The sequence below is a fragment of the Butyrivibrio sp. genome (genome assembly GCF_017433805.1).
Lineage (GTDB): Bacteria > Bacillota > Clostridia > Lachnospirales > Lachnospiraceae > Butyrivibrio.
In genome coordinates, this window is record NZ_JAFRGN010000036.1 from 114765 (window position 1) to 140786 (window position 26022).

At 41.9% G+C, this 26022-nt stretch carries 19 protein-coding genes; 3 read left to right on the forward strand and 16 right to left on the reverse strand.

The features are described from left to right. Window positions 1–30: 30 nt before the first annotated feature. The 3 genes from glpK to IJI01_RS09380 all read right to left on the reverse strand — a co-directional run bounded on the left by glpK (window position 31) and on the right by IJI01_RS09380 (window position 4235). Window positions 31–1533 (reverse strand): glycerol kinase GlpK, encoded by a 1503-nt coding sequence (gene glpK / locus IJI01_RS09370; protein ID WP_292189226.1) that lies wholly within the window; start codon window positions 1531–1533, stop codon window positions 31–33. A 43-nt stretch (window positions 1534–1576) separates the two neighbouring features. Next, window positions 1577–2158, reverse strand: a complete 582-nt coding sequence (locus IJI01_RS09375) for a glycerol-3-phosphate responsive antiterminator (RefSeq protein WP_292189229.1) — start codon at window positions 2156–2158, stop codon at window positions 1577–1579. Window positions 2159–2387: 229 nt separating this feature from the next. Beyond that, window positions 2388–4235: a carboxylesterase/lipase family protein gene (locus tag IJI01_RS09380; protein WP_292189232.1), complete on the reverse strand. Its 1848-nt coding sequence runs from the start codon at window positions 4233–4235 to the stop codon at window positions 2388–2390. Between the two features lie 260 nt (window positions 4236–4495). On the opposite strand from IJI01_RS09380, the gene IJI01_RS09385 reads away from it, so the two are divergent. Further along, a complete protein-coding gene (locus IJI01_RS09385; RefSeq protein ID WP_292189235.1) occupies window positions 4496–4798 on the forward strand; it encodes a hypothetical protein in 303 nt (100 codons plus the stop codon). A 115-nt stretch (window positions 4799–4913) separates the two neighbouring features. Here IJI01_RS09385 and IJI01_RS09390 read toward each other — a convergent pair whose 3' ends face one another. Both IJI01_RS09390 and IJI01_RS09395 read right to left on the reverse strand, forming a co-directional pair. Next, on the reverse strand, window positions 4914–6302 hold the full coding sequence (locus IJI01_RS09390) for a uracil-xanthine permease family protein (RefSeq protein ID WP_330623115.1): 1389 nt from the start codon (window positions 6300–6302) through the stop codon (window positions 4914–4916). Window positions 6303–6379: 77 nt separating this feature from the next. After that, entirely contained in the window at window positions 6380–7546 is a 1167-nt protein-coding gene (locus IJI01_RS09395) for a hypothetical protein (protein ID WP_292189242.1), read from the reverse strand. A gap of 152 nt (window positions 7547–7698) precedes the next feature. Here IJI01_RS09395 and IJI01_RS09400 point away from each other — a divergent pair, with 152 nt between their 5' ends. Continuing rightward, a complete protein-coding gene (locus IJI01_RS09400) occupies window positions 7699–7869 on the forward strand; it encodes a hypothetical protein (RefSeq protein WP_292189245.1) in 171 nt (56 codons plus the stop codon). A 41-nt stretch (window positions 7870–7910) separates the two neighbouring features. Here the strand turns inward: IJI01_RS09400 and IJI01_RS09405 are convergent, their stop codons facing one another. The 8 genes from IJI01_RS09405 to IJI01_RS09440 all read right to left on the reverse strand — a co-directional run bounded on the left by IJI01_RS09405 (window position 7911) and on the right by IJI01_RS09440 (window position 18053). Beyond that, on the reverse strand, window positions 7911–9116 hold the full coding sequence (locus IJI01_RS09405) for a pectin acetylesterase-family hydrolase (protein WP_292189248.1): 1206 nt from the start codon (window positions 9114–9116) through the stop codon (window positions 7911–7913). Window positions 9117–9131: 15 nt separating this feature from the next. After that, window positions 9132–9797, reverse strand: a complete 666-nt coding sequence (locus tag IJI01_RS09410) for a DUF6320 domain-containing protein (protein ID WP_292189251.1) — start codon at window positions 9795–9797, stop codon at window positions 9132–9134. 3 nt (window positions 9798–9800) lie between these two features. Continuing rightward, window positions 9801–11066, reverse strand: coding sequence for a hypothetical protein (locus IJI01_RS09415; RefSeq protein WP_292189253.1), 1266 nt, complete (start codon window positions 11064–11066; stop codon window positions 9801–9803). Between the two features lie 4 nt (window positions 11067–11070). Beyond that, window positions 11071–13791, reverse strand: a complete 2721-nt coding sequence (locus IJI01_RS09420; protein WP_330623116.1) for a right-handed parallel beta-helix repeat-containing protein — start codon at window positions 13789–13791, stop codon at window positions 11071–11073. 282 nt (window positions 13792–14073) lie between these two features. After that, the gene (locus IJI01_RS09425) at window positions 14074–15225 is read right to left on the reverse strand and encodes a GGDEF domain-containing protein (RefSeq protein WP_292189256.1); all 1152 of its coding nucleotides are present in this window, start codon (window positions 15223–15225) and stop codon (window positions 14074–14076) included. Between the two features lie 125 nt (window positions 15226–15350). Next, on the reverse strand, window positions 15351–15623 hold the full coding sequence (locus IJI01_RS09430; protein ID WP_292189259.1) for a hypothetical protein: 273 nt from the start codon (window positions 15621–15623) through the stop codon (window positions 15351–15353). Next, window positions 15620–17260, reverse strand: coding sequence for an EAL domain-containing protein (locus IJI01_RS09435; RefSeq protein WP_292189262.1), 1641 nt, complete (start codon window positions 17258–17260; stop codon window positions 15620–15622). The genes IJI01_RS09430 and IJI01_RS09435 overlap by 4 nt, the downstream gene beginning before the upstream one ends. Window positions 17261–17360: 100 nt before the next feature. After that, entirely contained in the window at window positions 17361–18053 is a 693-nt protein-coding gene (locus tag IJI01_RS09440) for a YggS family pyridoxal phosphate-dependent enzyme (protein ID WP_292189265.1), read from the reverse strand. A 93-nt stretch (window positions 18054–18146) separates the two neighbouring features. Here IJI01_RS09440 and IJI01_RS09445 point away from each other — a divergent pair, with 93 nt between their 5' ends. Further along, the gene (locus IJI01_RS09445) at window positions 18147–19064 is read left to right on the forward strand and encodes a PilZ domain-containing protein (protein WP_292189268.1); all 918 of its coding nucleotides are present in this window, start codon (window positions 18147–18149) and stop codon (window positions 19062–19064) included. Between the two features lie 81 nt (window positions 19065–19145). Here IJI01_RS09445 and IJI01_RS09450 read toward each other — a convergent pair whose 3' ends face one another. The 3 genes from IJI01_RS09450 to IJI01_RS09460 all read right to left on the reverse strand — a co-directional run bounded on the left by IJI01_RS09450 (window position 19146) and on the right by IJI01_RS09460 (window position 26001). Then, the gene (locus IJI01_RS09450) at window positions 19146–22085 is read right to left on the reverse strand and encodes a bifunctional diguanylate cyclase/phosphodiesterase (RefSeq protein WP_292189271.1); all 2940 of its coding nucleotides are present in this window, start codon (window positions 22083–22085) and stop codon (window positions 19146–19148) included. Window positions 22086–22109: 24 nt separating this feature from the next. Next, window positions 22110–23615 carry an ABC transporter substrate-binding protein gene (locus tag IJI01_RS09455; protein WP_292189274.1) on the reverse strand — a complete coding sequence of 502 codons (1506 nt, stop codon included), beginning with the start codon at window positions 23613–23615 and terminating at the stop codon, window positions 22110–22112. Window positions 23616–23937: 322 nt separating this feature from the next. Then, a complete protein-coding gene (locus tag IJI01_RS09460; protein ID WP_292189277.1) occupies window positions 23938–26001 on the reverse strand; it encodes an oxidoreductase in 2064 nt (687 codons plus the stop codon). Window positions 26002–26022: the final 21 nt, after the last annotated feature.

Genomic DNA, 26022 nt, shown 5'->3' on the forward strand with positions numbered 1-26022 from the left:
GTATTTCTCTATCAAGTAATTACTTATTTATCAGGCTTCCTTTGCCCATCCTCTTGTGGATGCAACAGCCTGTTGCCAGCCCTTAAGCTCTTTTTCTCTCTGCTCTGCAGGCATCTGTGAAGCAAAGGTCTTTTCAATTGACCAGTTGCTGCAAACATCATCTCTGTCCTTCCAGAAGCCTACTGCATAGCCCGCAAGGTAAGCTGCACCAAGTGCTGTAGTCTCAACACAACTAGGTCTGATAACATTTGTGTTGATAATGTCTGACTGGAACTGCATCAGGAAGTTGTTCTTACTTGCTCCGCCATCTACGCGAAGTGATGTAATCTTTTTACCTGTATCAAGCTCCATAGCATGGAGAACATCATAGGTCTGGAATGCCAGTGACTCCAGCGTTGCTCTGATGATGTGGTACTTGTTGACACCACGTGTAAGTCCCACAATAGCTCCTCTGGCATATGGATCCCAGTATGGCGCACCAAGACCTGTAAAAGCAGGTACTACATAGCATCCGTTAGTATCATTAACTCTAGTTGCAAAATATTCTGAATCCGGAGCAGAATCAACTACTCTAAGCTCATCTCTAAGCCACTGAATCGCAGCGCCAGCTACATATACAGAGCCCTCAAGAGCGTATGTAACCTTTCCGTTGATTCCCCAGGCAATAGTTGTCAGAAGGTCATTCTTGGAATAAATAGGCTTATCACCTGTATTCATCAGCATGAAGCAGCCTGTTCCATAAGTATTCTTGGCATCTCCCTCGTTAAAACAGGTCTGTCCGAAAAGAGCTGCCTGCTGATCTCCGGCTGCACCGGCAATCTTGATAGGTCCGCCAAAGAACTCTTCATCTGTCTCACCATATACGCAGCTAGAAGGTTTAACCTCAGGCAGAATGCTCATTGGGATATCAAGGATGTCGCACAGCTCCTTATCCCACTCAAGTGTGTTGATGTTGAACAAAAGAGTTCTTGAAGCATTAGAGTAATCAGTTACATGAACCTTACCCTTTGTGAGCTTGTAGATCAGCCATGAATCAACTGTTCCAAAACAAAGCTCTCCTTTTTCTGCTCTTTCTCTTGCGCCCTCAACATTATCAAGCATCCATCTGATCTTGGTTCCAGAGAAATATGGATCAAATTTAAGACCAGTCTTTTGCTGGAAAAGCTCAACAATTCCAGGATTCTCTGCCTTCATCTGTTCAGCGAAATCTGAGGTTCTACGACACTGCCAGACGATGGCGTGTGAAATAGGCTGTCCTGTCTTTCTATCCCACATGATTACTGTCTCACGCTGGTTGGTAATACCGATTGCTGCTATATCTTCATATGTAACATCTATCTTATTCATCGCCTCACGGGCTACAGACAGCTGTGTCTGCCAGATCTCACTAGCGTCGTGCTCAACCCAGCCTGGCTGAGGGAATATCTGTGTAAACTCCTTCTGCGCGATGCTGAGCATCTCTCCCTTCTCGTTAAAGAGGATACATCTGTTACTGGTTGTACCAGAATCCAATGCCATTACATACTTTGCCATACTCAAAACTCCTTTTTATACATGTTAAAGCTATTTGCTGTATTTACAGTCCCCATACATCTTCATTTGTAGATGAAATAGCGATTGCGCCCGCTTCTAAGGCGTTCATAACATCTTCCTTATCTGAGATAAGTCCACCTGCGATAATTGGAACTCTGCTGACCTTGTTGATCTTCTTGATCATCTTGGGCATTACAATTCCCGGCAGGAACTCGATGCAATCAGGCTTAACTCCTGATGCCTTGGACTGCTTCTCAATATTGGTAAGTGCCATGCTATCTAAGATAAAATATCTAAGTACTGTGCTAAGTCCCAGCTCCTTGGCGTGTGGGATAAGATTACTCTTAGTTGTGATGATCCCGTCCGCCGCTGTATTGTTCCTAATAAAATCAACGCACACATCTCTTGAATTGTTGAGCCCGGTTATCAGATCCAGATGTACCATGGCTACCTTGTCTGCAGCCTTGATCTCATCAACAATATCAGCGATAGTACATACATCTCCATACAGTACGAAAATGATCTCAACATCTTCCTTTAGCGCCGTTTCAAGACCTTCATGATCCTTGACCGCTGCAATTATGGGATTTTGTTCTATCTTTGCAATAAACTCGCAATTTTCCATTTAGTAATTTCCCTAGAAACAAAGAAAGATGAGCGCAACAAATAAGCAGAGGTCCTCCCTCTTGCTTACCCTTTGCTCTCATCTCTAAGGTTCATAATTAATATTTTATCCATAAAACTATAATAGGCTCGTCGCCCTAAAAACGCAACATATTCTAAATAGTTTCCTGATCATTTCATAATTTTTGTGACATCTCCACAAAATCAATTATTCTTTTTGTATGAAATTACTACTCCACTCTTGAGTCCATGAATTTGTCGATGACTTTGTAGGCTTCCATGTTGGGGTCGTCGACCATTTTGATTTCTGTGTCGAGCTGAAGGAGCTGGTCCTGGGTGGCAGTTCTCTTTTCCCAGGCTGGGAGGAGTTCACTAGTCTTGGAACCATCAGCATTTAAAAGAAATCCGTTAGGATCTCCGGTATAGGCGAAGTTTACCCAGTAGCTCTGCATGATTTCAGAAAGCTTGTAGTCCTCTTCGTCATAGAGTCCTGGATGTCTCCAGAGATTGCCGTAGGCATAAGGAAGCTCACCAGCGTGATAGTTGGACAAAATGTCATTTGTCTTGGTGAAGTAGTACTCGTAGGCTGGTCTTCCCTGCTCTATCATGTAGTTGTTCCATACATAGTGGGAATAGCTAAACCACATAGCACTATAGGCCACATTAAGCGCTCCCTTGGCTTCTCCAAGTGCATCAATGATAAAGTACTGATCACGCTGAGGAAGCGTTGGAGGTACAACCTCGGCAAGCTCCTGCGCATATTCCTTGATATCCTCAGCCAAGAGATCAACGTAATTATCCTTAGTTGCCTCAGTATTTAAAAGAAAAGCATCTGCCTCTTTTACGTTAAATCCATTAAGAAGGGCCTGCTCATGATTCTCACCCTTTTCATAGGTAAGATACGGCTGCTCGACGATAGCATAGCCATCAACAGTCATTGATGAGTTCTGAGTCTGTGTCTGAACAAGCTTATCGGCCGGAATATTTCTAAGCTCCGCAGATGAAGTTACTCCAAACTCCTCTCTTACCTTATCTCCAGTCTCAAAAGCATCCTCATAATATCTGAAGGTATGGAATGGCTCTTTTGCCACAATTCCACTGGACTCAGCTATAGCATATCTAAAAAGCCCCTCTGTAAGCGGAGACACGCAGAGCGCGTTAACACTTGAAGAGCCTGCTGATTCACCGGCTATAGTGATCTTATTCTTATCACCGCCAAAATATTCAATATTGTCATAAACCCACTGAAGGGCTGCAATCTGGTCGAGAAGTCCGTAGTTGCCTGTTGTTCCATTTGGAGATTCAGCCTTGAGATCGTCAGCCGCATAATATCCGAACACTCCAAGTCTGTAAGCAAAGTTTACGAATACGACGCCTTTTTTAGCCAGGTCTTCTCCTCTGTACTCAGTATATGAAGACTGACCAGTTGTAAGTGATCCGCCGTGAACATAGACAATAACTGGAAGAGGTTCATCACCAATATTTTCAGGTGTAAAGACATTAAGATACAGGCAGTCCTCGCTGACCTCCTCTACATATTCATCGCCGAATTTCACCTGATAATCGTGCCAGCCAAGTATGTGTGACAGAGAGTCAAACCATATTGCACCTGACGTTTGCATTGCTCTTGGACCGAAATGATCAAAGGCTCTAATTCCATCCCAGCTTTCAGGAGCCTGTGGTTCTTTAAACCTTAGGTCACCAACAGGAGCTTTGGCATAAGGTATTCCAGCGTACACCTTAACAGAATGATCCTCGTTATATACTCCTGTCAGCTGTCCCTGAGGAATGGTCATAACCTCAGTAACATCGGGATTCTTATTATCTACCGCAGGAATTCTTCCAACAGGTGGCTGAGTGAGCGCACAGTTCAGAGCCAGCACAGCAAAATAAATAGCAAAAGGAATCAGAATAGCCTTGGCTCCGCTTCCCTTTTTGTAAAAAAAGCTTCTATAAATGAGCATGGCAACCGTCGCCAGTATTCCTACTATCCAGCCAGCAATAATATTCTTGGAAAGCTCCAGAAACGCAATGTACAAGGCTCCTATAAGGAGTACACATACATAATATAAGATCATCTTGTTACCTCCATGTATTTCTCAATCCATTGCTTTACTAAACTAAAGTCGTAATAAATGTTATACCACTATTTTGAATTGTATGCAATTTATTTTTTAAATTTCATTAAATAAGATCATATACATGTATATCGACAAATTACCCTTATCTTGTTAATGGTGATAATTCTCCAATCCCCGTAAATATACATCTAAACATTCAACAATGTTTGTTATATAATATTATTAGAGACGTAATCATGTTACGAAGGAGAGCTAATATGTCACTTGGAAGAGAAGATCTGATTCATTCATTAGCTAAATCAATGGGAATGGGCGAAGCCCAAAAGGCCAAATACACAGCAGGTAAATATAATGCAGATACAGGTAGCATTTTCTGTAATGGCCATGTGATCACCAAACAGACCATTGAACAATCCCGTATCTATTTTCATAATCAGTACCGTAAGCTTGCGAGCAAGGACGATGAAGGAGCTAAGGATCTTGCAAGTATCTACGAGGTTGCTCTTGAAGCCATCAACATGATGGTTGAAAGTGGTAAGCCTGACGCTCCTACTTCCTGATATCAGACCAAAACAAAAATCAAACACCAATAAATCCTCAAACAAAAAACCATCCGCCTATGTGAGATGCCCCACATACTACGGATGGTTTTATTATTCTTATATTATGCTCTGATTAAGCTCTCTTTTCTTCCTCATCGTGATTGTTGAAGCTTACACCTCTGTTGATGTCGCCCTTGTGGTTAACACCAAAGTTGTAGTCATTACCAGGAAGAACAGCATTTAAGATAATTCCCAGAAGTGCTGCAATAGCAAGTGATGTAAGTGTAATAGATGTTCCTGCTACTACAAATGTGATTCCATCAGAGAAGCCAAGTCCTGAAACAAGGATAACTGCTGCAACGATGAGGTTACGTGACTTAGTAAAGTCAACCTTGTTCTCAACAACATTTCTAACTCCGATAGCTGAGATCATACCATAGAGTACGAAGCTGATTCCACCGATGATTGCTGTAGGCATTGTACCAATGACATCTGCAATCTTAGGAATAAAGCTAACAACTATAGCATAGCAAGCAGCTATACGAACAACCTTAGGATCATAAACCTTGGAAAGCTCGAGAACGCCTGTGTTCTCACCATAGGTTGTGTTAGCTGGGCCACCGAACAAACCTGCCATTGCTGTTGCAAGTCCATCACCAAAGAGTGTTCTGTGAAGACCAGGCTCTTCGATGAAGTTATTACCTGTTGTAGCAGAGATTGCTGAGATATCACCAACATGCTCCATCATTGTAGCAAGTGCAATAGGTGCCATAACAAGAATGGCTGTGATATCGAACTTGGCAATAAGGAAAGGAGGAAGTCCTACCCAGCTTGCCTGTGCGATAGGCTCAAAGTTGAGTATTGCGCTTCCATCTGCATTTGTGAAACCAATAAGCTGCATTACAACTGCAACTACATAAGAAATAACTACGCCCATGAGAATAGGAATGATCTTCCACATTCCCTTTCCCCAGATATTAAATGCAATAACAACTGCAAGAGCTACGAAAGCCAGAAACCAGTTCATTGAAGCATTACTTACTGCTGAAGGAGCAAGTGAAAGTCCGATACAGATGATGATAGGACCAGTTACTACAGGTGGTAAGAAACGCATTACCTTCTTAACTCCCACAACCTTGATGATCACACCAAGAACCAGGTAAAGAAGTCCTGCAACTACAATTCCGCCACAAGCATATGGAAGCTTTTCTCCATAAGTCATATTAGCGAACTTGCCTGTATTAAGTTCTGCCACCGTTGCAAATCCCCCAAGAAATGCAAATGATGAACCAAGAAATGCTGGAACTTTAAATTTGGAAAATACGTGGAACAAGAGTGTTCCGAGACCTGCAAAGAAGAGTGTAACCTGGACTGAAAGTCCCTCTCCACCGAAATAGCTGTTAACCAGGATTGGCACCAGAATCGTTGCACCAAACATGGCAAACATGTGCTGAAGACCAAGGATCAGCATTTTGGGTTTCCCCAGAGTTGTTGCGTCGTAAATAGCCTGTTTTTCTCCCATACGTTTTTCTCCCATACTTTTTTCATACAAATAATTACCACATAAATAATCGCATTAATGCATCATTTAATCAACATTTATTCTCCCACCGCTTCATAAGCTGTATAGTATGTTTCTATCCTGTCAAATTTGTAGTAAGCATCCCCCTTGATTGCCGCACTACTACCTGGTTCTATGCAGACTTCGCCCGAATTCTGAGGAATCATCCAGATGCAGTCCACAAGCTCATCTCCATCAAAAAACAAAACATACGCATCAACCTTAGCTTTCTTTTTGCTGGTATTCATGGCTGTAACAAAGGCTGAATTTTCAACTATCTCCCCAAGTACTGTAACTTCATCGTAAAGATTTTCTTCATATGGTTCTCTCTTTGAGATCAGGAACTCATACATTGCCGGCAGAACGCCTCCCAGCTCATCATTATCAAAACGGCCCTCAAACACGAACTTTTCACCGTTTTTAACTATTTCTACTGTCTTGTTGGAGGTTGCAAGCTCATTACCATCTTCATCTCTTGCTGTAAAAAGACATTCAAACCTGCAATCTTTACCTGTCTCATTCTGCAGTACCAGAACAGGATTACAGTTATGGTCATCCTCTCTGAAATACTGCCCTACTATAAGTGTTCCAATAGGAAGGCCTCCATAAGAAGGCATATCATCGTCAGAAGCGCCCGACATATCAGCTCCATAGCATTTATCATTTCCCTCGTCCAAACTATCTATACTCTCAAAAATACTATCCACGCCAAGTTCATTTAATATCTTATCTCCAGCTGCTCCTTCGCCCTCAGTTAGATCAGTTCCGGCTTCTGTCTCATCTAATTTTGTATCAAGCTTAACTCCATCATCCGTTTCCACAACACCCTCTGCCACATAGTACATTCCGCCGGAAGGCTCCTCTGCAGAACTATCGGTAAGCTCGAGACTATCATCTTTGATAAGTCCGTTCATATTAAAGCCAAGTCGTGAGTAATTGTCATAGATAATTTGTGATAGCATTCCAAGCTTTTCAGGCTTGTCATAGGGCAGATGCAGGCCATAGCAATTCAGATACATGACGGCAGGAAGCAGGATTCCGGCAAAAGAAATAGCCAGTGCTCTAATAGTCCTTATGGACTTTTCTTCTCTTAAATTGAGAATATTCAGAACAAAGGCTGCAACTGACGGGATTATTCCTACAAAACCAAAGGACGTAAGTAGTCCCAGTATAGAGATTATCAGAGCAATTGTAGTTATATGCATGAAATTCCCTCTCGTTTTCTGTGCATATTTTACAAAAATTATTTCAAAATAAATGTCAATACTTGTATCATTTTATTTTTGTACTACAATATATTGTAGTTAAGAAATGATTTTTATTTCGTACGTTATGTTTTTTGAGGAGGGTGTAGATTATGAGTAATGTTGCCGATATTGAGGCTCTTGATTCAGGGGTTATACGCAACATCCTTCGCTCCATGACCAATGAACACTGGTCAGTAGCTGAGGCATTGGATGAGTATGATATTCCAGAGGAACTTCGTAGTGAGTATGTAGCTCAGATTGAGGAATGCTTCGTAGACTGATCACACAGTCTACTATACCAGACATTACCGGCCGCTGTTTATCAGCGGCCTTTTTTATTGTCATCATGGAGCAGATCCATTCCCACATCATAAACCTTGCCCTCACAGGCATCAATCAGCCACTTGGCCATAGTAATGCCATTCTCTGTAAACAAAAGAAAATGTGGCTCTCTTACACTGGTGTGCACAGTTCCACCCATGGTGATAAGCGGAATTCTCCAGTCATCTATAAACATCCCAAACTTAGGAGTTATCTCCTTAAGCTCTTTTACCATTACCTGCAGCTGCTTGTAATACTCCAGCTGAACATCCTGGTCTGTCTTATATTTCTTGTTGATAATATCGTTGTAATAGGCACTCAGAAGATAATCATAAATAGAGCTTGAATAAAGGTATTTGAACCTATCGCCATACTTGGCATATAGATCCTTATACCAGTCAAGCGTGATATTCTCTCCATGAATGGCCTTCCAGGTAGATTCCTTGGTCATCCAGATGTTCCTGGCTGTCTTCCTCCAGTTCTTATATAGGAGCTGTCCACTATCTGAAAAAAGAGTAATATTCCTGGCCTTGGGATAATAATCATCCACAATCTCGCCTGCAAGCGCTGGAACTGCAAACGCCCCGGCAGAATTGCCCGCTATCAGAAGTGTGCTGGGATTTGGGAAAAGAGATTTAGAAACATTCATGCTCTCCAGGAAATTAACATATCCATGAAAATGAAGGACATTATCCTGTCCATCCTCTCCCACATAAGGATAATCATTATTACCAACATGGAAATCCCCTGTAGCATAAGTTATAACAACAAAGCTCCATTCCCTGAAAGGATTCTTATCTGTAAAGATATCCGTGATTCCCACATTGATATTCATTATCTGAGTAAATGGGCGAAGGTTATTCCAATAATAGTTGGGAAGTCCGGCAGCAACCTTGCCACCAGTAACAGGTCTTGCTGCTGTGTACTCATTGTAGGCAACACCACCTCCAGATAAGAAAACACAGAGCTTATCCGGATCAGCAAGCTTAACATAAATATGATACTCAGATCCATCACCTGACATTCCCTTTTCCAAAGGTACCTTATACCAGGTCATCTTCTCTGGATTGTCTGGTAACACCTCTGCCTTAAAAGAGCTGTCTTCTATAGCCTTGCCTATTCTGTTTTCAACGAAATCTCCAACTTTAGATGCAAAGACAATTCCCCTTTTGAAATTGTCCTTATTCAGTCTGTCTTTTAAACTCATTCCTCACCTGTATGATTACATATTAAACATCTTCTCTGATGCTCTCTTAAGATCTCTGAACCTGAATATCACAAGACCTACAATAAGTATCAGGTAGATCATTATCACGATAACAGCAGGCCAGGTAAAGAAATTACGACCCATTCTGATAAAGATGATCTGTGAAAGCGCCATAATAAGATCCAGCACCAGATACAGAATATACTCATCGAGCCTTAGTTTTAATACTTTGGCGGTTATAACTGTAGCTATAGCCAGTGCCAGAAGCGTACTAGGAACCATCCACATTACACTCCAGCCATGATAACCGGTTCGATAATCAACATAAATATCAACCACAATGGCCACAACTACCTCAAAAGTAATGACCTTGATCAGGTTATTTCTAAGGTACAGTGTAGCAACAATTGTAACCCAGGCAGCCAGAATTCCCAGCATGGTAACACCAATAAATGGATATCTATTCTCTGTCTGGTAATTGATAGTTCCAAACACTATCTCTGAGGCAATGAATAAAAACGTAGCCATCTTAAACAAAGTTATGCTACTGACCTTTTTCTTTCTAAGTGTTGGAAAAGGAGCTTCCGGCTCACCATCTATCTGTTTGAGCTGTCCCTGACAAAGTGGACAGCAGGCCTTACGCCCTCTTATATTGACTTTACATTTAGGACAATACTGCATTTCTTACTCCTTGTCGTAATCATTAGTTCCAAGCTCAACCTCAAGCCCCATCTCAGTAAGGCATCTAAAGAAGTTCAGCATACTCTTATGAGTCTTGTACGGAGAGCACTCACCAAAGGTAAGTCTGTCCTTGTAGGAACATACAGTGATCTGCTGGCTTGCAGCAGTCATAAAGGCACTAAAGCCCTGAATATAATCTGCTACCTCTTCAGGCATCTTGATCTGACCAAGGTTTGACATGGAACTTGTAATTCCCTTCTTGGCTGTTCTGTCAAAATAGCCAATTCCCAGATCCTTAAGAGGAAGTGGAATCATCTTGATTCCGATATTATGCTCAAGCGCAGCATAGGAATTCATGGTCTTCTCAATGTTCTCCTGCGAAAGCTTTTCCTTGAAATCCTTGTCTACCTTGTTGATAATACTGCTCATCTGACCGTCGTACTCAGCAGGATCATAATCAATGTTGATGACGCCAAAGAAATTACGGCTGGTTCCAGACTTAAAGTACTGTCTAAGATTAACAGGAACACTAATAACAATATGCTTCTTACTCTGAGCTCTGTTCATTCCCTGAATGATAGCCTTGATATAAACTGCAACACACATAACACCTACTGTTGTGTTGTACTCATGCGCTATATCAAGGAATTTCTTGGCTGATATAGTTCCCTCGATCAGATGTGGCAAAAGATTGTCGTCAATCTCGCCACCTATCTGGTAAGCCTTAACAGAACGCATCTCTTTGAGCTGTTTTAAGCCCTTTTGCTTACTATAGAAGTCCGTAAAGGCATCTACATTTTTTTCCTCAATAGAAAATTCATCAGTTGGCTTAATATCCGCATCTATTCCATGTTTGATAACGATGTATCTGGTAAGGAGATTTTTGAAGAACATAAAAGCTCCTGTACCATCAGCCAGAACATGGAACATCTCAAGATTTATTCTGTTGTTGTAGTAATTAACTCTGTACAAAAGGTTCTTACGACCAGGTATGTACAAAGGCATACAGGCTGGAGTATTCTCTTCCTCAACTATTTCACGGAGGTTACTTTCCTCCAGGTAGTACCAGAACAATCCCCTCCTGAGGACACAGTTAAAGATAGGGAATTCTTCTATGATCTCGTCAAGCGCCTGCTGCAGAATATCCTCATCCACCTGCTCAGTCAGCTGACAAGTCAGTCTGAATACTCTGGTATTTGCACCTTTTGCAGTTGAAGGTACTATCTTGGCTGCATTATCCAGCTTGTACCAATTGTTGCTGTTTTCCATTTAGTCAGTTTTCCTTTTTCACATTTTCAAGTCGTTCAGTAACAACATCCATTGACCCTCTGCTCATCCTGTAGATAACATCCTCTAGGGAAATGAATTTCTTGTTCCTGATAAATTTAAGATATTTAGGAGTAAATCTCATCTTGATGCCTTTAGGCTCTATTCCGCTATTAACCTTACTCTGAATAGTGTCGCAGGTATCAGCTGAGTCATGTGTCATACTCTTGGACAAGATACATAAAAGTGTACCCGCTGTTCTCACAAGTCCCTCAATATTGGGATCTTCCGATACATCAAGCGACTGAAGAGCACCAACAGACCAGCGTTTCAAATTATGGTAAATACCATACTCAAGGTCAAGTTCAACGAGCTTCTCATTGGTGTTGTCATAGAGCCACACTTCGTTGCCCTTAACAAACATATCACTTACCTGGAAAAGACCTCCCTCAAACGGGAACTTGATTCCGCAGGCATCACAGCCGGTAAGAAGCACGTTAGAATTAATCTCACTAACCTTATTATCCTGTTCAAACTCATCCTCATCTATTGTAAAGTTGGGTTCTTCCAGCTCTTCAAGGTTAGGAGCTTCATCTGTAGGTTCTACATAAATAGTAGACTTCTGCTCCTTAACCTCCTCTAATACTTCCTCTTCATCCTCCTTCTTTTCAGAGATTCTAGCCTTCTCCTCATGTCTTATCATGTAGGAACCAAAGCCTGGAGTCTGAACAGTAAATCGGTCAGTCCTGCATTCCTCAAAAGGTCCTGCCACAGGACTTATTCCTCTTTTCCTTCCAAAATAATCTCTGTCAAAGATGATCTCTGTACCATCAGGATTCTCAAACCGTGCTTCTGGTTCAAAAGCCACACCCAGTACAGTAGAATTAACCGGAGTTGTTATATTTCTTGGAAGATATTCATAAAGGTTCGTATGAAGTGTATATCTTCCATCATCCTCATCGATATAGAAGCTGATCTTGTGGTCTTTATCCACGTGGCACTTCTCATTATCGCAAGGCCTTGCACCGTTAAAATATGCATTGCCAGACAGATAAACAGGCAGATGATCATAGTAATGATCCTTGGAGCCCTTGTCTTTTTCTGCTCCCTTATAAAAGCCTGAGAAATACTCTGCAGCTGTAGGATATGCATTATATGGGCTTGTGCCACATATGAAGTTGTTCATATCCATAGTATCTGATTCTCTGGAAACACAGTATTCCAAAAGATCCTGACGAACCTTCCTTTGAAGGAAAATGTTATTGTAGAACCTTGCATCTCCATGAAGAATAGTCATGAAACCAGCAATCTTGGTAGAGTGCGGAACATGGTATGGAGTATATCTGTTGGTTGCAAATCTCTTGCCACCGTTGTCAGTTCCGTTTCCTACATAGGTAAAAGAACCAGCGATAAAGTTATGTACAAAGGCTATTCCCTGAGTACTGAGTCTGCAGGCAATATCTGACAACAGCAGATTGTGGTCGATTATTGTAGGTCCATGAGATACCTCTATAAAGATATCCTCACCAAGTGAAAGACCTGAATCAATAATTGTTCCTTCCGGTGGAACATTGTCATGAAGGAAGTTCTGAGACACTCTTGTGCCCTGCGCCTCCCAGTCGAGCCAGATACCTCTGGTACAATGGTCAATGTGGTTGCGCCTTATGATAGTGTCAATCGCAGCATGAAGCTTGATTCCGCCAATCTCAGCACCTGCAAGGTTATGCTTGTTATTGATATGGTGAATATGGTTATCTTCAATCACACAGAAAGCACCGCCAAGGTGTCCTACGATACCTGTCTGTCCGCAGTCATGAATATCACAGCGTCTTACGATATGTGATCCTACAGTCTCTTTGTCCCAGCCGTCATTAACTGCCATGCATACAGCATCTCTCTGAGTCTGCGTTCCATCTTTTACCCAGTTCGTAGTCCACTTATTGTTATTACCCTTCTGATAGTACTTGCCAAGGGAAATGCCGCTACACTTGGACTCTGAAATATCACAGTCCTCTATTATCCAGCCCTTGGACCAGTGTGGGCCTATCATGCCCTCCTGAGCTGCAGTTGGTGGAGCCCATTGAGTGGCAGCGCACCTGATGCTAAAGCCAGAAACAGTAATGTAGTTAAGTCCCTCTTTTCCCGGATAAAAACAAGCCTTCCTGACTGAAAGCTCAACATTTTCTATATTAGGGTTCTTGCCCTGGAAATTGGCATAGATAACAGTCTCATCGTTCTCCTGCGCTGTGAACCAGACATACTCTGTAAAGCCAGGATCCCATGATCTCTTATCCCTTGTTGGATGCATACATGTGTTAAGGTCAAAGACCTCATACATGGATTTGCCATTTAAATATATATCACCTGTGTGTGGAACATTTTCAGAAACCGAGAACCAATCCCCGTGAACAGTGTCTACGTAAGGATTATAGCTTCCAAAGAAGCTGTTAGCAATTCTGATGCGCCATACATTTTCAAACTGCTCCCATCCTCGCAGTTCCTCCGCACCAGTTATTACCGCTTCTGCTCTTGAGGTCGAAATATACGTGATTCGTTTATCCTTGGTACCGGAATTAACCGGTTTAACCCACTCTCTGTATATTCCAGGGCCAACAAATACTGTATCGCCTGCATTGGCAAGCTGAGCAGCTTCCTGTATGGTCTTGAATGGATGATTGACTGTACCATCACCGCTTCGAAGCACATTACCAGCTACATATATCTGCATATATACCCCCTCCTGTAATGTTACTGAAGAAAACATTATCCACTCTTAATTATACCATGTTTTTTGCATATTCCTTTTATAATAAATAACGTATAATTATGTATATAGTAATAAAAGGAGCGTATTCGTTATGGGAAGAATGAAATATATATATGCAATAGCGATTCTGGCGGGCTTCATCCTCGCAGGTTTACTCGTAAGTGCCATTGGCAGATTGTTTTAAGGCATATAATAAGGCCGAAACCTTTGTAACATAAAGGCTTCGGCCATTTTTATCACATATTATCCGGCATTTAGCTTTTTCTGCTTGTACAGATCTGAATCTGCTCTTGCTATAAATGACTGGATAGGTATTGGTTCTGAATAATCATACTGTGCTATTCCAACACTTACGGCGAGTGTATACGGAAGATTATGCTCAGTTCCGATTTTTCTGACATTAGTTCTGATCTGTTCCGCAAGCCAGGTTGCTTCTGCCCTGTAGCCCATCTCAGCAACTACTACAAACTCATCTCCGCCATATCTTGAAACAAAGAATCTGTTCCTTGGTCCCTGACAAGCATTCTTGATAGCATCTGCAATAAGAACAAGTGCATTATCACCTTCTACGTGACCGTAGGTGTCGTTGATGCTCTTAAACTTATCTACATCAATGATCAAAAGAAATAGTGAAAGGCCAGGATCTGGATTCTTCATCTTCTGTGTCAGGTACTTGTACATCTGATTCCTGTTATTGACCTGTGTAAGAGGATCAAGCGAAATCAGGTTGTCCTGAATTGAAGTATAAACATAAAAGGCCGCAGCCACCGCACCATAGCAAAGGAATGGCGCTCTCCAGTAAATAGCCTGTGCGATACCCAGCACAATAGGTGCTATAGGGAAAAATCCGATCATGAAATAAATATTACGCTCTGCATATTTATCTTTGTTAAGTGCTCTTCCAAATGCCTTGATAGAAGCAGCTATCATATAGCCAAAAGGAACTAAGATAAGGATGAAATAAAGCTTACCACCTACAATCTTGCCCGTATCATCAACGTAATATGCAAGTCCCGTTCTATATGCAGTAACGCAAAGAATTGTTGAAAGCCACACAGGAATACTCATAACCAGCTTGGTAGGATTATTTTCTACCGCTTTGTTCTTTTGTATTGCCTCTGAGAGCAGATACCACTGGTATGCAGCAATATTCAAAAGCACGTATGTAAAAATGTTGGACAGATACAATAAAGGCTTGGTTGAAACAATAACGCCACCATCAACGATGGCCCAAAAGATTTCTGCTGCAAAGTACAACATGAGCACGAAAACAAGGTTTCCTAAATATACCTGTGACAACTGCTTATTTACATTGTTATGTATTTTAAAAAGGATAATGCCCATTAAAAATATGCACGCTATCTGGGCCATCACATAATAAGAGACGTATTCCAAAGTCTGACCTCCAAATTGCCGATGTAAGAACAATTTTATCACGAAAGAATTTTGTTGTAACAATGTTTATACATTATTTATACATTCTTTATAAATTAAAAACGAAGAGCCCCAAAGCCCTTCGTTTACGCTCCATTTGCAATTGCTGATAACGCTTCAAACTCTGATTCATATACTCCACCCATTGCTTCCAAATCTTCCCATGTATACCAAGCTCCGCTTAGCTGCACTCCCCTGATGGAAATGTCCGTAGCTATAACCATAAATGGCTTGTGGTTAACCACAATATAGCAGGACCTGTTAAGCCCAAAGGGAGTCACAAAAACATGGCCCGTATCTATCAGATGATTAAGCTGATCTAATGTGTAGTTTTTAGTTAAAGGTTGTGTCTTAATCATACTAACTGTTTATACTCCTCAATAGAAACAGGTTTGGAATAAAAATATCCCTGATATGACGTCACACCAAACTTCTTTAATGCATCTCTCGTAGTTGCTGTTTCAATACCTTCTGCAGTAATATGCAGGCCAATTTTCTTGGCACAGGTTATCATTGCCTCAGCTACAGCCTGTTTACAGAAATCTTCCTCTATACCATTCACAAAAGATTTGTCAATCTTGATAGCAGCTACCGGAAGAAGAAGCAATAATTCCAGAGCAGAAAAGCCTGTTCCAAAATCATCAATTATAGTATCTATTCCCTGAGATTTGAGATAAATGATCTCATTTCTAAGGAAGTGCTTATCCAAAATAGTGCATCTTTCTGTGAGTTCGAGCTTTAATCTGTCTGTTGGGAAATCTATTTCCCTTATGATTGCCATAATATCTTTTCTAAAGTTAGATCTCTCCAGCTGCGTATATGAAATATTTATACTGAGATTCAGCTCTGGTCTGACTGATAATACATTTTCTTTCCACAGCTTCATGGCGTTTCTGGCAATCCATAAACCAAGATCATAGAAAAGAGGATCATCCTCAAGCCAGGCAATAAAGTCTGCAGGAGATACACTGCCAAACGGATCTTTTTTCCATCTTACAAGCGCTTCTGCTCCCTTAAAGCCTTCACCATCTGCATCTATAACCGGTTGGAAAACCAGCGAAAAGCCGCTACAGTCCTCAATAATGCTATGCCTTAGCGCATTCAGAATAACAAGCCTCTCATGGCTCTTATCCATGGTGCTGTTGCTAAAAGCATAGAGTTCTCCATGCCTTTCATACATTGATTCTTCCAGACCTCTAAGTCCATTGGAAAAAACAGTATGCTCATCTACCGCAAAGTTGATAACTTCCGTACAGGAGGCTCCCAGCATTATTGCCACATGTATTCCATCTACCTCAATTGAGTACTTGCCATACTCAACAAGCTCTCCATATATCTTTTCCAGCTCTTTAAGCTTAAGAGACGTAGAAACTACAGCAAACTTGGTTCCACCAGCAGAAAAAACTTCCGCCTCATCAACATATTCAAGGAGCTTTTCTGCAAAGGTCTTTAGCACCTTGTTTCCAAACTCATAGCCATAGACATTATTAATATCTATAAAGTTATATATTCCAAGAAAAAGAATATTGTATCTTTCTTTGTCATCCTTATAGTCAGCAAGGGTATCAATGAGCTTTTCCTTGGTAAAAAGATTAGTTACGCTGTCGTATTCACTGGCTATTCCGTGATTGATCATGGTTCCAACAAAAAACATTTGCTCATCGTTTTCATCTCGTATAACCTTGCCCTTACAGGAAACAGTTACATACTCACCTTTTTTGTTCTTGGCTCTGTATACAAGGTCGTGGGAATCTGTCCGTCCCTCGAAAATATCATGCATGGATTGGTCATATCTGGCCTTATCTATGGGATGTACATGTTCTCCCCACACCTGACCTGCATTTAAGACATGTTCATCTGGCAATCCAAACTCATCCACGCAGTCCTTAGACCACTTGGATAATCCAGTTTTCAAATCAGTTATAAAAAGATATCTTCCCTTGCCCGAGTCTGCAAGAGCTTCGAAAACCTTGGATAAAAGAGCTATACCGTCCATATTTTCCCCACACAAAAAAATGCCAAATAGTATAAGTAAATTATACTATCCGGCATAATTAGTGTAAATTCGTTTACGTTTATTTAATATTTCACATTTTTTATTTAGAATAATTTCGCTCTCCGAAGATTCCGGTGCCCACTCTGACAAAGGTTGCACCCTCTTCAATAGCAACCTCGTAGTCCCCAGTCATGCCCATTGAAAGTGTATCCATCTTAACGCCTGGGATATTAAGCGCATTTATCTTATCCTTGAGCTCTCTAAGCCCCCTGAAATAAACTCTGTTACTCTCAGGATCATCAGTAAAAGGCGCTATTGTCATCAGGCCTCTTATATTAAGATGCTTGTTAGCACTTATTTCTTTTACAAAATCTATTGCAGCGTCAGGAGAAATTCCAAACTTGGTATCTTCATGAGCCATGTTCACTTCGACTAAAACGTCCATCACCAGCTCATGCTTGGCTGCCTGTTTCTCAATCTCATCTGCAAGCTTGACGTTATCTACTGAATGTATCATGCAGGCAACACCTGGAAGATATTTAACCTTGTTAGCCTGAAGGTGACCTATCATGTGCCATGAAAGTGGCTCTGTAATCTCAGCTGTCTTATCCCTTATCTCCTGGACCTTATTCTCACCAAACACAGTAATTCCGCAGGCCATAGCCTCTCTGATATCACTTACAGGCTTGGTTTTACTGACAGCTATAAGTGTTACTTCACTTCTATCTCTTCCTGCTCTCTTGCAGGCGTTTTGTATATTAGCTTCTACTACTTCAAGATTCTCTTTTATCATACACACTTTTCTCCTTAAGCTTCCTTGCTAAAATAACACGCCCATTATATCATATTTATAGATAAACATGTTGACGTTTAACGAGGGGGAACGATGAATATCAACGATATCGCAGCTGGATCCGAAGTTAAAATACATGCTTCTATCAATCAGCACAACGTCGTACTGATGACAGAGGCTATTTTTGGAGTCAACTCTGGCCTTCTCGTCAAGCCTATGGAATACTTTGGCAAATACATGCAATTTCTTGAGCCATCACAGATTCAGATCAAGAATAAAAGAGATGGCAGGATCTATAAGTTTACATCAACTTCTGTTACCCCGGTCAAAACAAGATATGGTAATTTCCATCTGATACGTTGTAATTCTGAGCTTGAACCTGAAAACTCACGTAGGGCTGAGCGCTTTTATCTTGAAAAGCTAGGTGTATTCAGAACCAATGGTAATTCAGCAACCATCAAGAACTGCATAGTGCATGACATTTCAATGCGTGGAATGTCTCTTATCATAGATAATGCTTCCCGGGTTAAGATCGGAGATACAGTTGAAATAACCTTCAGATACGGCGAGCTTCTCCATCAGTATGAGGTTACAGCCACCGTTGTAAGAATGTTTTCTGTAGCAAACAGACCAGCTCTTGGATGCAGCATCTCCAACATGAACGTAGACCTTATAGGGCTTCTCAACACCAAAAAGAGCGAGAAGTACGGCGATATCGAGAATTCCGGAGTCGTTGCTACTCCTATCAGAGAAGATATCATTCCTACAGATCTTAATCCGGATATATCCAAGCAGCAACAGATCGTTGAAGTTGAGGAAGATCTCGCTCGTCAGGTCATTTCTGAAAAGAACTCACCTCAGAGAAGGATCACAAACGGTAATCCTCTTGATCCTGCCAACCTTGAACATATAAGTCGTGAGCCTAAGACTCTCAGGGAACAACGTAAAGAAGCCCGAATGGCTGAACAGGCCAAGGCTATTGAGAATCTCTTAGATCTTCATGATGTATAAATACTGATAAAACAATCAGAACCACCGGCTTAGCCGGTGGTTTGTTCTGGTCCTATAAGGGCCTGTTGCTTTCTCATTTTCTCATTTTGTGGTAGCCATTCCCGATGTTGACTCGTTAGCTATTGTCAGGATTGCCACAGCGATTGCTGACGTACCTGTTACAGGATTGACTCCAATTCGACGGATTAATGTGTGGACATACGTATCCTGACCCATTTTTTCATCAACAATCAAACGTCCACCTTCCCTGCAACAATGCATAATAGCCTTAAGGAATGTCGATTCCTCTCTGTCTTTAGTATCGAGTATATCTCTTTTTAATGTTTTGAAGTCAATATTTAACGTCCGTTTCAGGAAATCACGGTATGAACGGTTACAACGGTTATACCACAACTTTGTGTCATTGACTTCTATAATGCACATAGGCAGTGAGTTGAAGTACTGCGTCATGATCTCATCATTTTCTCCATTAGAAAGCGTTGAGAAATCATACAGATTGAGGCGTCCTATCGAAGCATAATAATCTGCCTCCTCAGGGTTCTCTACTGTAAGCGCCTCTCCCCTTTCAATCTTGGCAACTATTTCCTCAAAAGGAGTAGGTTTTCCATAGTAGTAGCCCTGTATTCTCGTACAGCCGATCTCGCGCAGGAATTCTACCTGTTCTTCCAGTTCAACGCCTTCGCAAAGAGTATCAAGTCCCAGACTTATAGCCATATTTACAAGCTCGGTTACGATGATCTTTCCTTCTTCGCCCTCATCAAAGCGCTCCATGAAGCGCATATCAAACTTGATGAGATCAAAGTGCAACTGATGAAGTACGTCCAGAGATGAGTAGCCGCTTCCAAAATCGTCCATCCAAACCGGGAATCCAAGCTTCTGGAATCTGGCAACCTGCTCTTTCATAAAGTCAAATTCTTCACCGATTACACTTTCCGTAATCTCCACAGAAATAAGCGAATGGTCAATGCCTTCAGCATCAACTCTCTTTCGTATTTCCTCTACGATATCACAGCTCTCAAAATCCATACGGGACAGGTTGATAGATTGGGATATCAGGTAGTATCCCAGTTCTTTCTGTTTCTTCATCTTTTTAAGTACCTGTTCCAGCACATAAAGATCAAGCTTATAAATCAGTTTGGCCTGTTCCAAAGCAGGAATAAAATATCCCGGTGAAAGGAACCCAAGTTCAGGATCTATCCAGCGTGCCAGAGCCTCTTCATCACATACCTGACCATTGGAAGCGCGCACGATTGGCTGATAGTACACCTTGATCCAGCCTTCTTCAATGGCACGGTCCAGATTCTGGATGATGTGAACATTGATCTCGTTCCTCTTTAGCATGTCTTCATCATAATATGTAATTGTTGAAGACAACTCTCCCTTCTTCCTGTCGGCTGCAAATTTTGCACGATCGCAGGCAACGTTCACATCTACATCTTCAAGGGCGTTGTTATAGATTCCCACGCGAATCGGCAGCTCTTTTCCATCCACGGCTGTTCTGCATTCATCCAAAACTTTTTGGAGTATCTCATCTACCTTGTCTCCTTCTGCGACTGCAGTGAAATGATCTCCGCTAAAGCGGCAAATTCGGTGTTCTCCAAAGTTTTCGGCCAGAATTTTGGAGAAATCCATAATAAGCTTATCGCCCATTTCAAATCCATACTGTCGGTTATAGTATCTTATACCTATAATATCGATATAGACCATTACCGGATCAAGTCCTTCTGAAAGGATGCGTTTCTTTTCCTCTACCGCCAGCTTAAAAAAGTGACGCATATTAGGAATATCTGTCATTGTGTCATAGAAGATCTGATGATTCAGATTCTCAATATAAAGCTTCAGCTGATCCCTCATTCGCATGAAAGCATTAGTCAGTGCGCCAATCTCATCCTTGCCCTGATATGTCAGATCAACATCATAGTCAGCATCGGCAAGCCTCTTTGAAGCATTTGTGAGCTGTTTCAAAGGACGGGTAAGTGCTCCTATCACGAGGAGAATCAGAAAAACGAAAACAAAGATGACTATCACGGTAATCAGTGCAATATCTCTGATAAGTGTGATCCAGGGAGCATTGATCTCTTCTGTTGGCGCAATACAGACCACGTGCATACCATTTGACAGTGTGGAAAAAGACATCTGCCTTTTTGTGCCATGGGCTTCATAGCGTATGAGATCATTACCGCTATTTTCTTTTGTGAAGGTCTCAGACGAAACGCTGAGCTGTAATTCATCAAGATCGCTTGTGATTGGAAGATCAGGATGATAGATTACCTTTGCGTCTTTATCAAGAAGACAAACAAAACCGGTGTCGTAGATACTGATATCTTTGACCTGATCCATAAGAATCTCACAGGGAATATCCATTCCAAGTACACCGATCAGCATACCGGCTTTATAAATGGGAACAAAGTATGAATATACCCACTCTTTCTGGAAAATGTATGGGCCAACCCATCCGGGCCTTCCCATGTCAACGGCAGTATCATACCAGGTTGCACCGAGTTGCTCACTGGGTGTGAGATTTGACGCATCAAGCGGATCTTTTTCAATAAGGCCCGTCTTTCCTTCTTTCATGTAGAAGAATCCATGAACATTTTTACTGATCTCAGGGCTGATGCAATAGTAATATGAGTTTATTCCTTGTGTATTTTCCGCCACTCCGGAGAATAATCCCTGGACTCTATTGCAATAAGATTCCAAGTAATCATCCAAAGCTTTGATCTGATCAGGTGTCTGTGCGCTTATATCCGTTCCGGTTTTTATTGCACCATAATTAGCCAATACAACGCTGTCAAGATCATCAATAGCGATATTGGACGTAATTTCTACAGACTGCTCAATACTCTCAAAATACTTTTCAAGAGCTTTGTTAGTATCTGAATTTATCAGATTCATCATATCTACGGAATTCTGGTCTGTTTCTCTCTGGATAATAAAATAACTTGCGCCAAAGACAGACAGAACACTCGTAAGGATTACCAGAACCGTAATTATTGCGATTTTAGAGCGGATTGAATGCATTGACTAACTCCTTTTTCAAGAAACCTACTCCTCATCACTTATTATGGACATTTCACAATACTTGTTTTTTACCGAACCATTCCAGGATGCCTGTATCCCCTGAAGTCTCTCCGATGTAACGTAGTAACGTGTTCTGGAATAAAGAGGAATCCAGGCAGCATCTTCCTGAACAATTATGCGTTCAAGATCCTGATATTCTTTGATACGCTCCTTCGAATCTGAAATTACACGAGCCTGCTGAATTCGTTTCATGACCTTTTCATCCGAATAGCACAGACTACGATAAGTAGTATTATGGCTATTTCCAAAAAATGTGTAGATAAAATTGTCAGGATCATTAAAATCTGCCATCCACTGAGCCGTATAACATGCAAGTTCTCCATTCTTTCTCTTGCTCATAAAGTCACTTTCGTCTATAACTTTTATTTTTGCCCTTATACCTACTTCATCCCACATGGATTTTGCCATCTCAAGGACCTGTAATTCCCATCGTGTCGAAGCAGAGTTCACACTGACAGTAAGGTCAAAACCGTCTTCGAGGCCGGCCTTTGCCAAAAGCTCTTTTGCCGCCTCCGGATCATAAGGGATTTCCGGAAGATCAGGGTTATAGCCATAAAGCCCATGCGGGAATATTCCATTCTCAATCTGTCCACGACCGCCATAAACCGCAGCCAGCAGAACCGGACGGTTTATTGCCATCTGCATGGCCTTACGCACTCGCACATCACTCAGAGGTTCTATGCTCTCATTTATCGCAATATACGTTATTCCAATACGTGGAACGCTGAACAGCCTGTCCTGATACTCACTTCCATGTAAAAAGAACTCTGCAGCGTTGCCAAGCTCATCGAGATCAAGCACGTCAATCTCTCCATTTTCAAACATTCTTCGGATCTCACGGGCATCATTGACAAAGCGAAGATCAAGTCCTTCGCATTTAGGAATGCCCATCCAGCAGTGCTGATTTGCAGTCAGGAGCATTCCTTCTCCGGGCGTCCATTTTCTTAGGACAAAAGAGCCTGTCCCTATCGTCCATTTTGGATCTTTCCCAAAGAGATCTCCTGCCGCCATAGTCGATTCCTGGTCAAGGATTGAGGCTCCGGGCATTGAGAGACAGGCTAAAAAGGCCTCAAATGGCTGCTCTATTGTTATGACAAAGTTCAGGTCATCAAGAATCCTGAAGCCTTCCAGATGGTCTGTCTCCCCACTTTCCAGTTCACCAGCACCGACGATTATATCGACTATATCGCTATTACAGGAATCCGGGTGCGTTAAAAGCCTTTCAAATGTAAATTGTACATCAGACGCTGTAAGCGGTTTTCCATTACTGAATTCTACAGCTTCCTGTAGGTGGAAAGTATATTCCCTTCCGTCATCGGAAATCTCCCAGGACTTGGCCAGGGAAGGAAGTATCTGCATATTCCCCGCCTCATCGTTCTCCATTTCTACGAGACGGTTGAATACATTCTGAGCAATGGTGTAATGGATAGATGTGCATTGGAAATCTACTGTGTCAGGCTCGTCTTCCACCGCCACCAGAAAATGTGATATTTCATATTTCTTGGGCTCAAATTGTTGGAGCGTTTTGCTTGTTGATGTCTGCGATCCACACGAAGTATCTACGAAAATCGAAGCTGTCAGCAGAACGCATAGGAATAACCTACAAAAATGATCATTCTTCATGGCAGCCTCCTTTCTTTCGTATATTCCCAGTATATAATTGACGTTATTATGGCATAATATTACCATTTAATTGTAACATGAACGGGACGCAAAAAATCTTAAATGTCCATAAACCATTAAACCTCCATGCGCATATGGCACATGGAGGTTCTTTATTTGATATGATATATCAGATTTTCATTGCAATGTCCCAGGCGCCCCATACGGCACTTCTGACATTACCAACCTTCTTACAGTCTCCAAGAAGATGTACATTTTTAGCTGCCTGAAGAAGAGGTGTTGCATGATATCCAACTGACATGATTACACTGTCTGCTGGAAGTGTAACTGGTCTTCCATCTCCAGTTGTTATCTCTACGCTATCCTCTTTTATCTCCTTAACAGAAGCCTTGAGATATACAGGAACCTTATTGGTCTTGAAGCAGTCACGAAGATAGCTTGTGTTAGCAAGACACATATTCTTAACTGCAATAAGATCATCCTTCATCTCAACAATCTGAGGATTTTTACCCTTTCTGAAAAGATCAAGAGCAATCTCACAGCCTGTAAGACCGCCGCCGATAATGACAACGTCTTTACCGGCATCCTTCTTGTTCAGAAGGTAATCTGTGGCATCCATAGCATAATCAGCTGCTCCTGGAATTGGAATGCGATTAGCTTCTGCGCCAGTAGCGATAATATATTCATCTGCCTGAGGAAGAGAATCTGCTCTCACCTCAGTATTCATGTGAATCTCAACACCGAGCTTACGAAGCTGTCTCTTCTGCCACTCGATAAGGGCTTTGTCTTTTTCTTTAAACTCAGGGGCTGCAGCTGCGATAAATACGCCGCCAAGCTCACCAGTCTTCTCATAGATAACTGGCTTGTGTCCGCGAAGAGCAAGGATTCTTGCTGCCTCCATACCACCGATACCACCGCCGATAATTGCAACCTTTTTAGGCTCCTTGGCAGGAACTACGCGGTATTTCTTGCTCTGCATGCTGCGAGGGTTAACCGCGCACTTACACATTCCTGCTGACTCTGTAAGATCCTGATCATTAGCACTGTTGCCGTGCTTGGTCAGGTTAAAGCATGCTGTGTGACAGCAGATACATGGACGAATATCCTCTTCTCTGCCTCTTTCAAGCTTAGCCACCCACTTAGGATCAGCAAGGAACTGTCTTCCTACAGCCATAGCATCAATATCGCCATTCTTAATGGCCTTAGCGCCCACATCAGGCTCCATCTTACCTGCACATACTACAGGGATATCTACAAACTTCTTAATATGAGTTACATCCTCAAGGTTACAGTTCTGAGGCATGTACTGTGGTGGATGAGCCCAGTACCAGGCATCATAGGTACCATTGTCGCAGTTGAGCATATCATAGCCCGCATCCTGCAGGTACTTGGCAGCCTTCTCAGACTCCTCCATATCTCGTCCGATCTCATCGAACTTCTCACCAGGCATGGCGCCATATTGGAAAGCTTTGGTCATGGAACGAACTGAATAACGAAGGGAAACCGGATAGTCCTCTCCGCATTTTTTCTTGATTTCTTTAACTATCTCAACAGCAAAACGGTATCTGTTCTCAAAAGATCCGCCATATTCATCTGTTCTGTGGTTGGTATAGCCAAGTGTAAACTGATCAAGAAGATATCCCTCATGAACAGCATGAACCTCTATACCATCAACTCCAGCCTCTTTGCAGAGTCTTGCTGTTTCACCAAATGCGTACACTATCTGATGAATCTCATCTACTGTTAAAGGCCTTGTCATAATGTCATCAGCCCATCTGTTAGGAAGAACTGAAGGCGCAGCTGTCAGATATTCAGGATCAATGTAAGGCTTAGCTACTGCTCCGAGAGCCTTATTTCTGATCAACATAGCAAGTGGATCTGTCAGGGCAAAAGACCTTCCAAATCCGGCAGTTAACTGTACAAACATCTTGGCTCCTGTATCATGAACCTGATCCATAAAGCCAGCAAGCTGCTTAAACTTACCAGGATTCTGGTATAACCATTTACCGCCCAGCATATCTTTTACCGGAGCAATTCCTGGTATTATAAGACCGCAGTCATGTTTGGCAATTTTCAGAAGGAGTCTTGCAGCCTCTTTATCAAAGTGGCTTCCCCCAGGCTCCATCCAACCAAATATACAAGTTCCGCCCATAGGAGCAAGGACAATCCTGTTCTTGATCTCCAGATTTCTGATCTTCCAGGGCGTAAACAGTGCTTCATATTCCTGCTTCAATTCCATTCCCCCTTTATGACA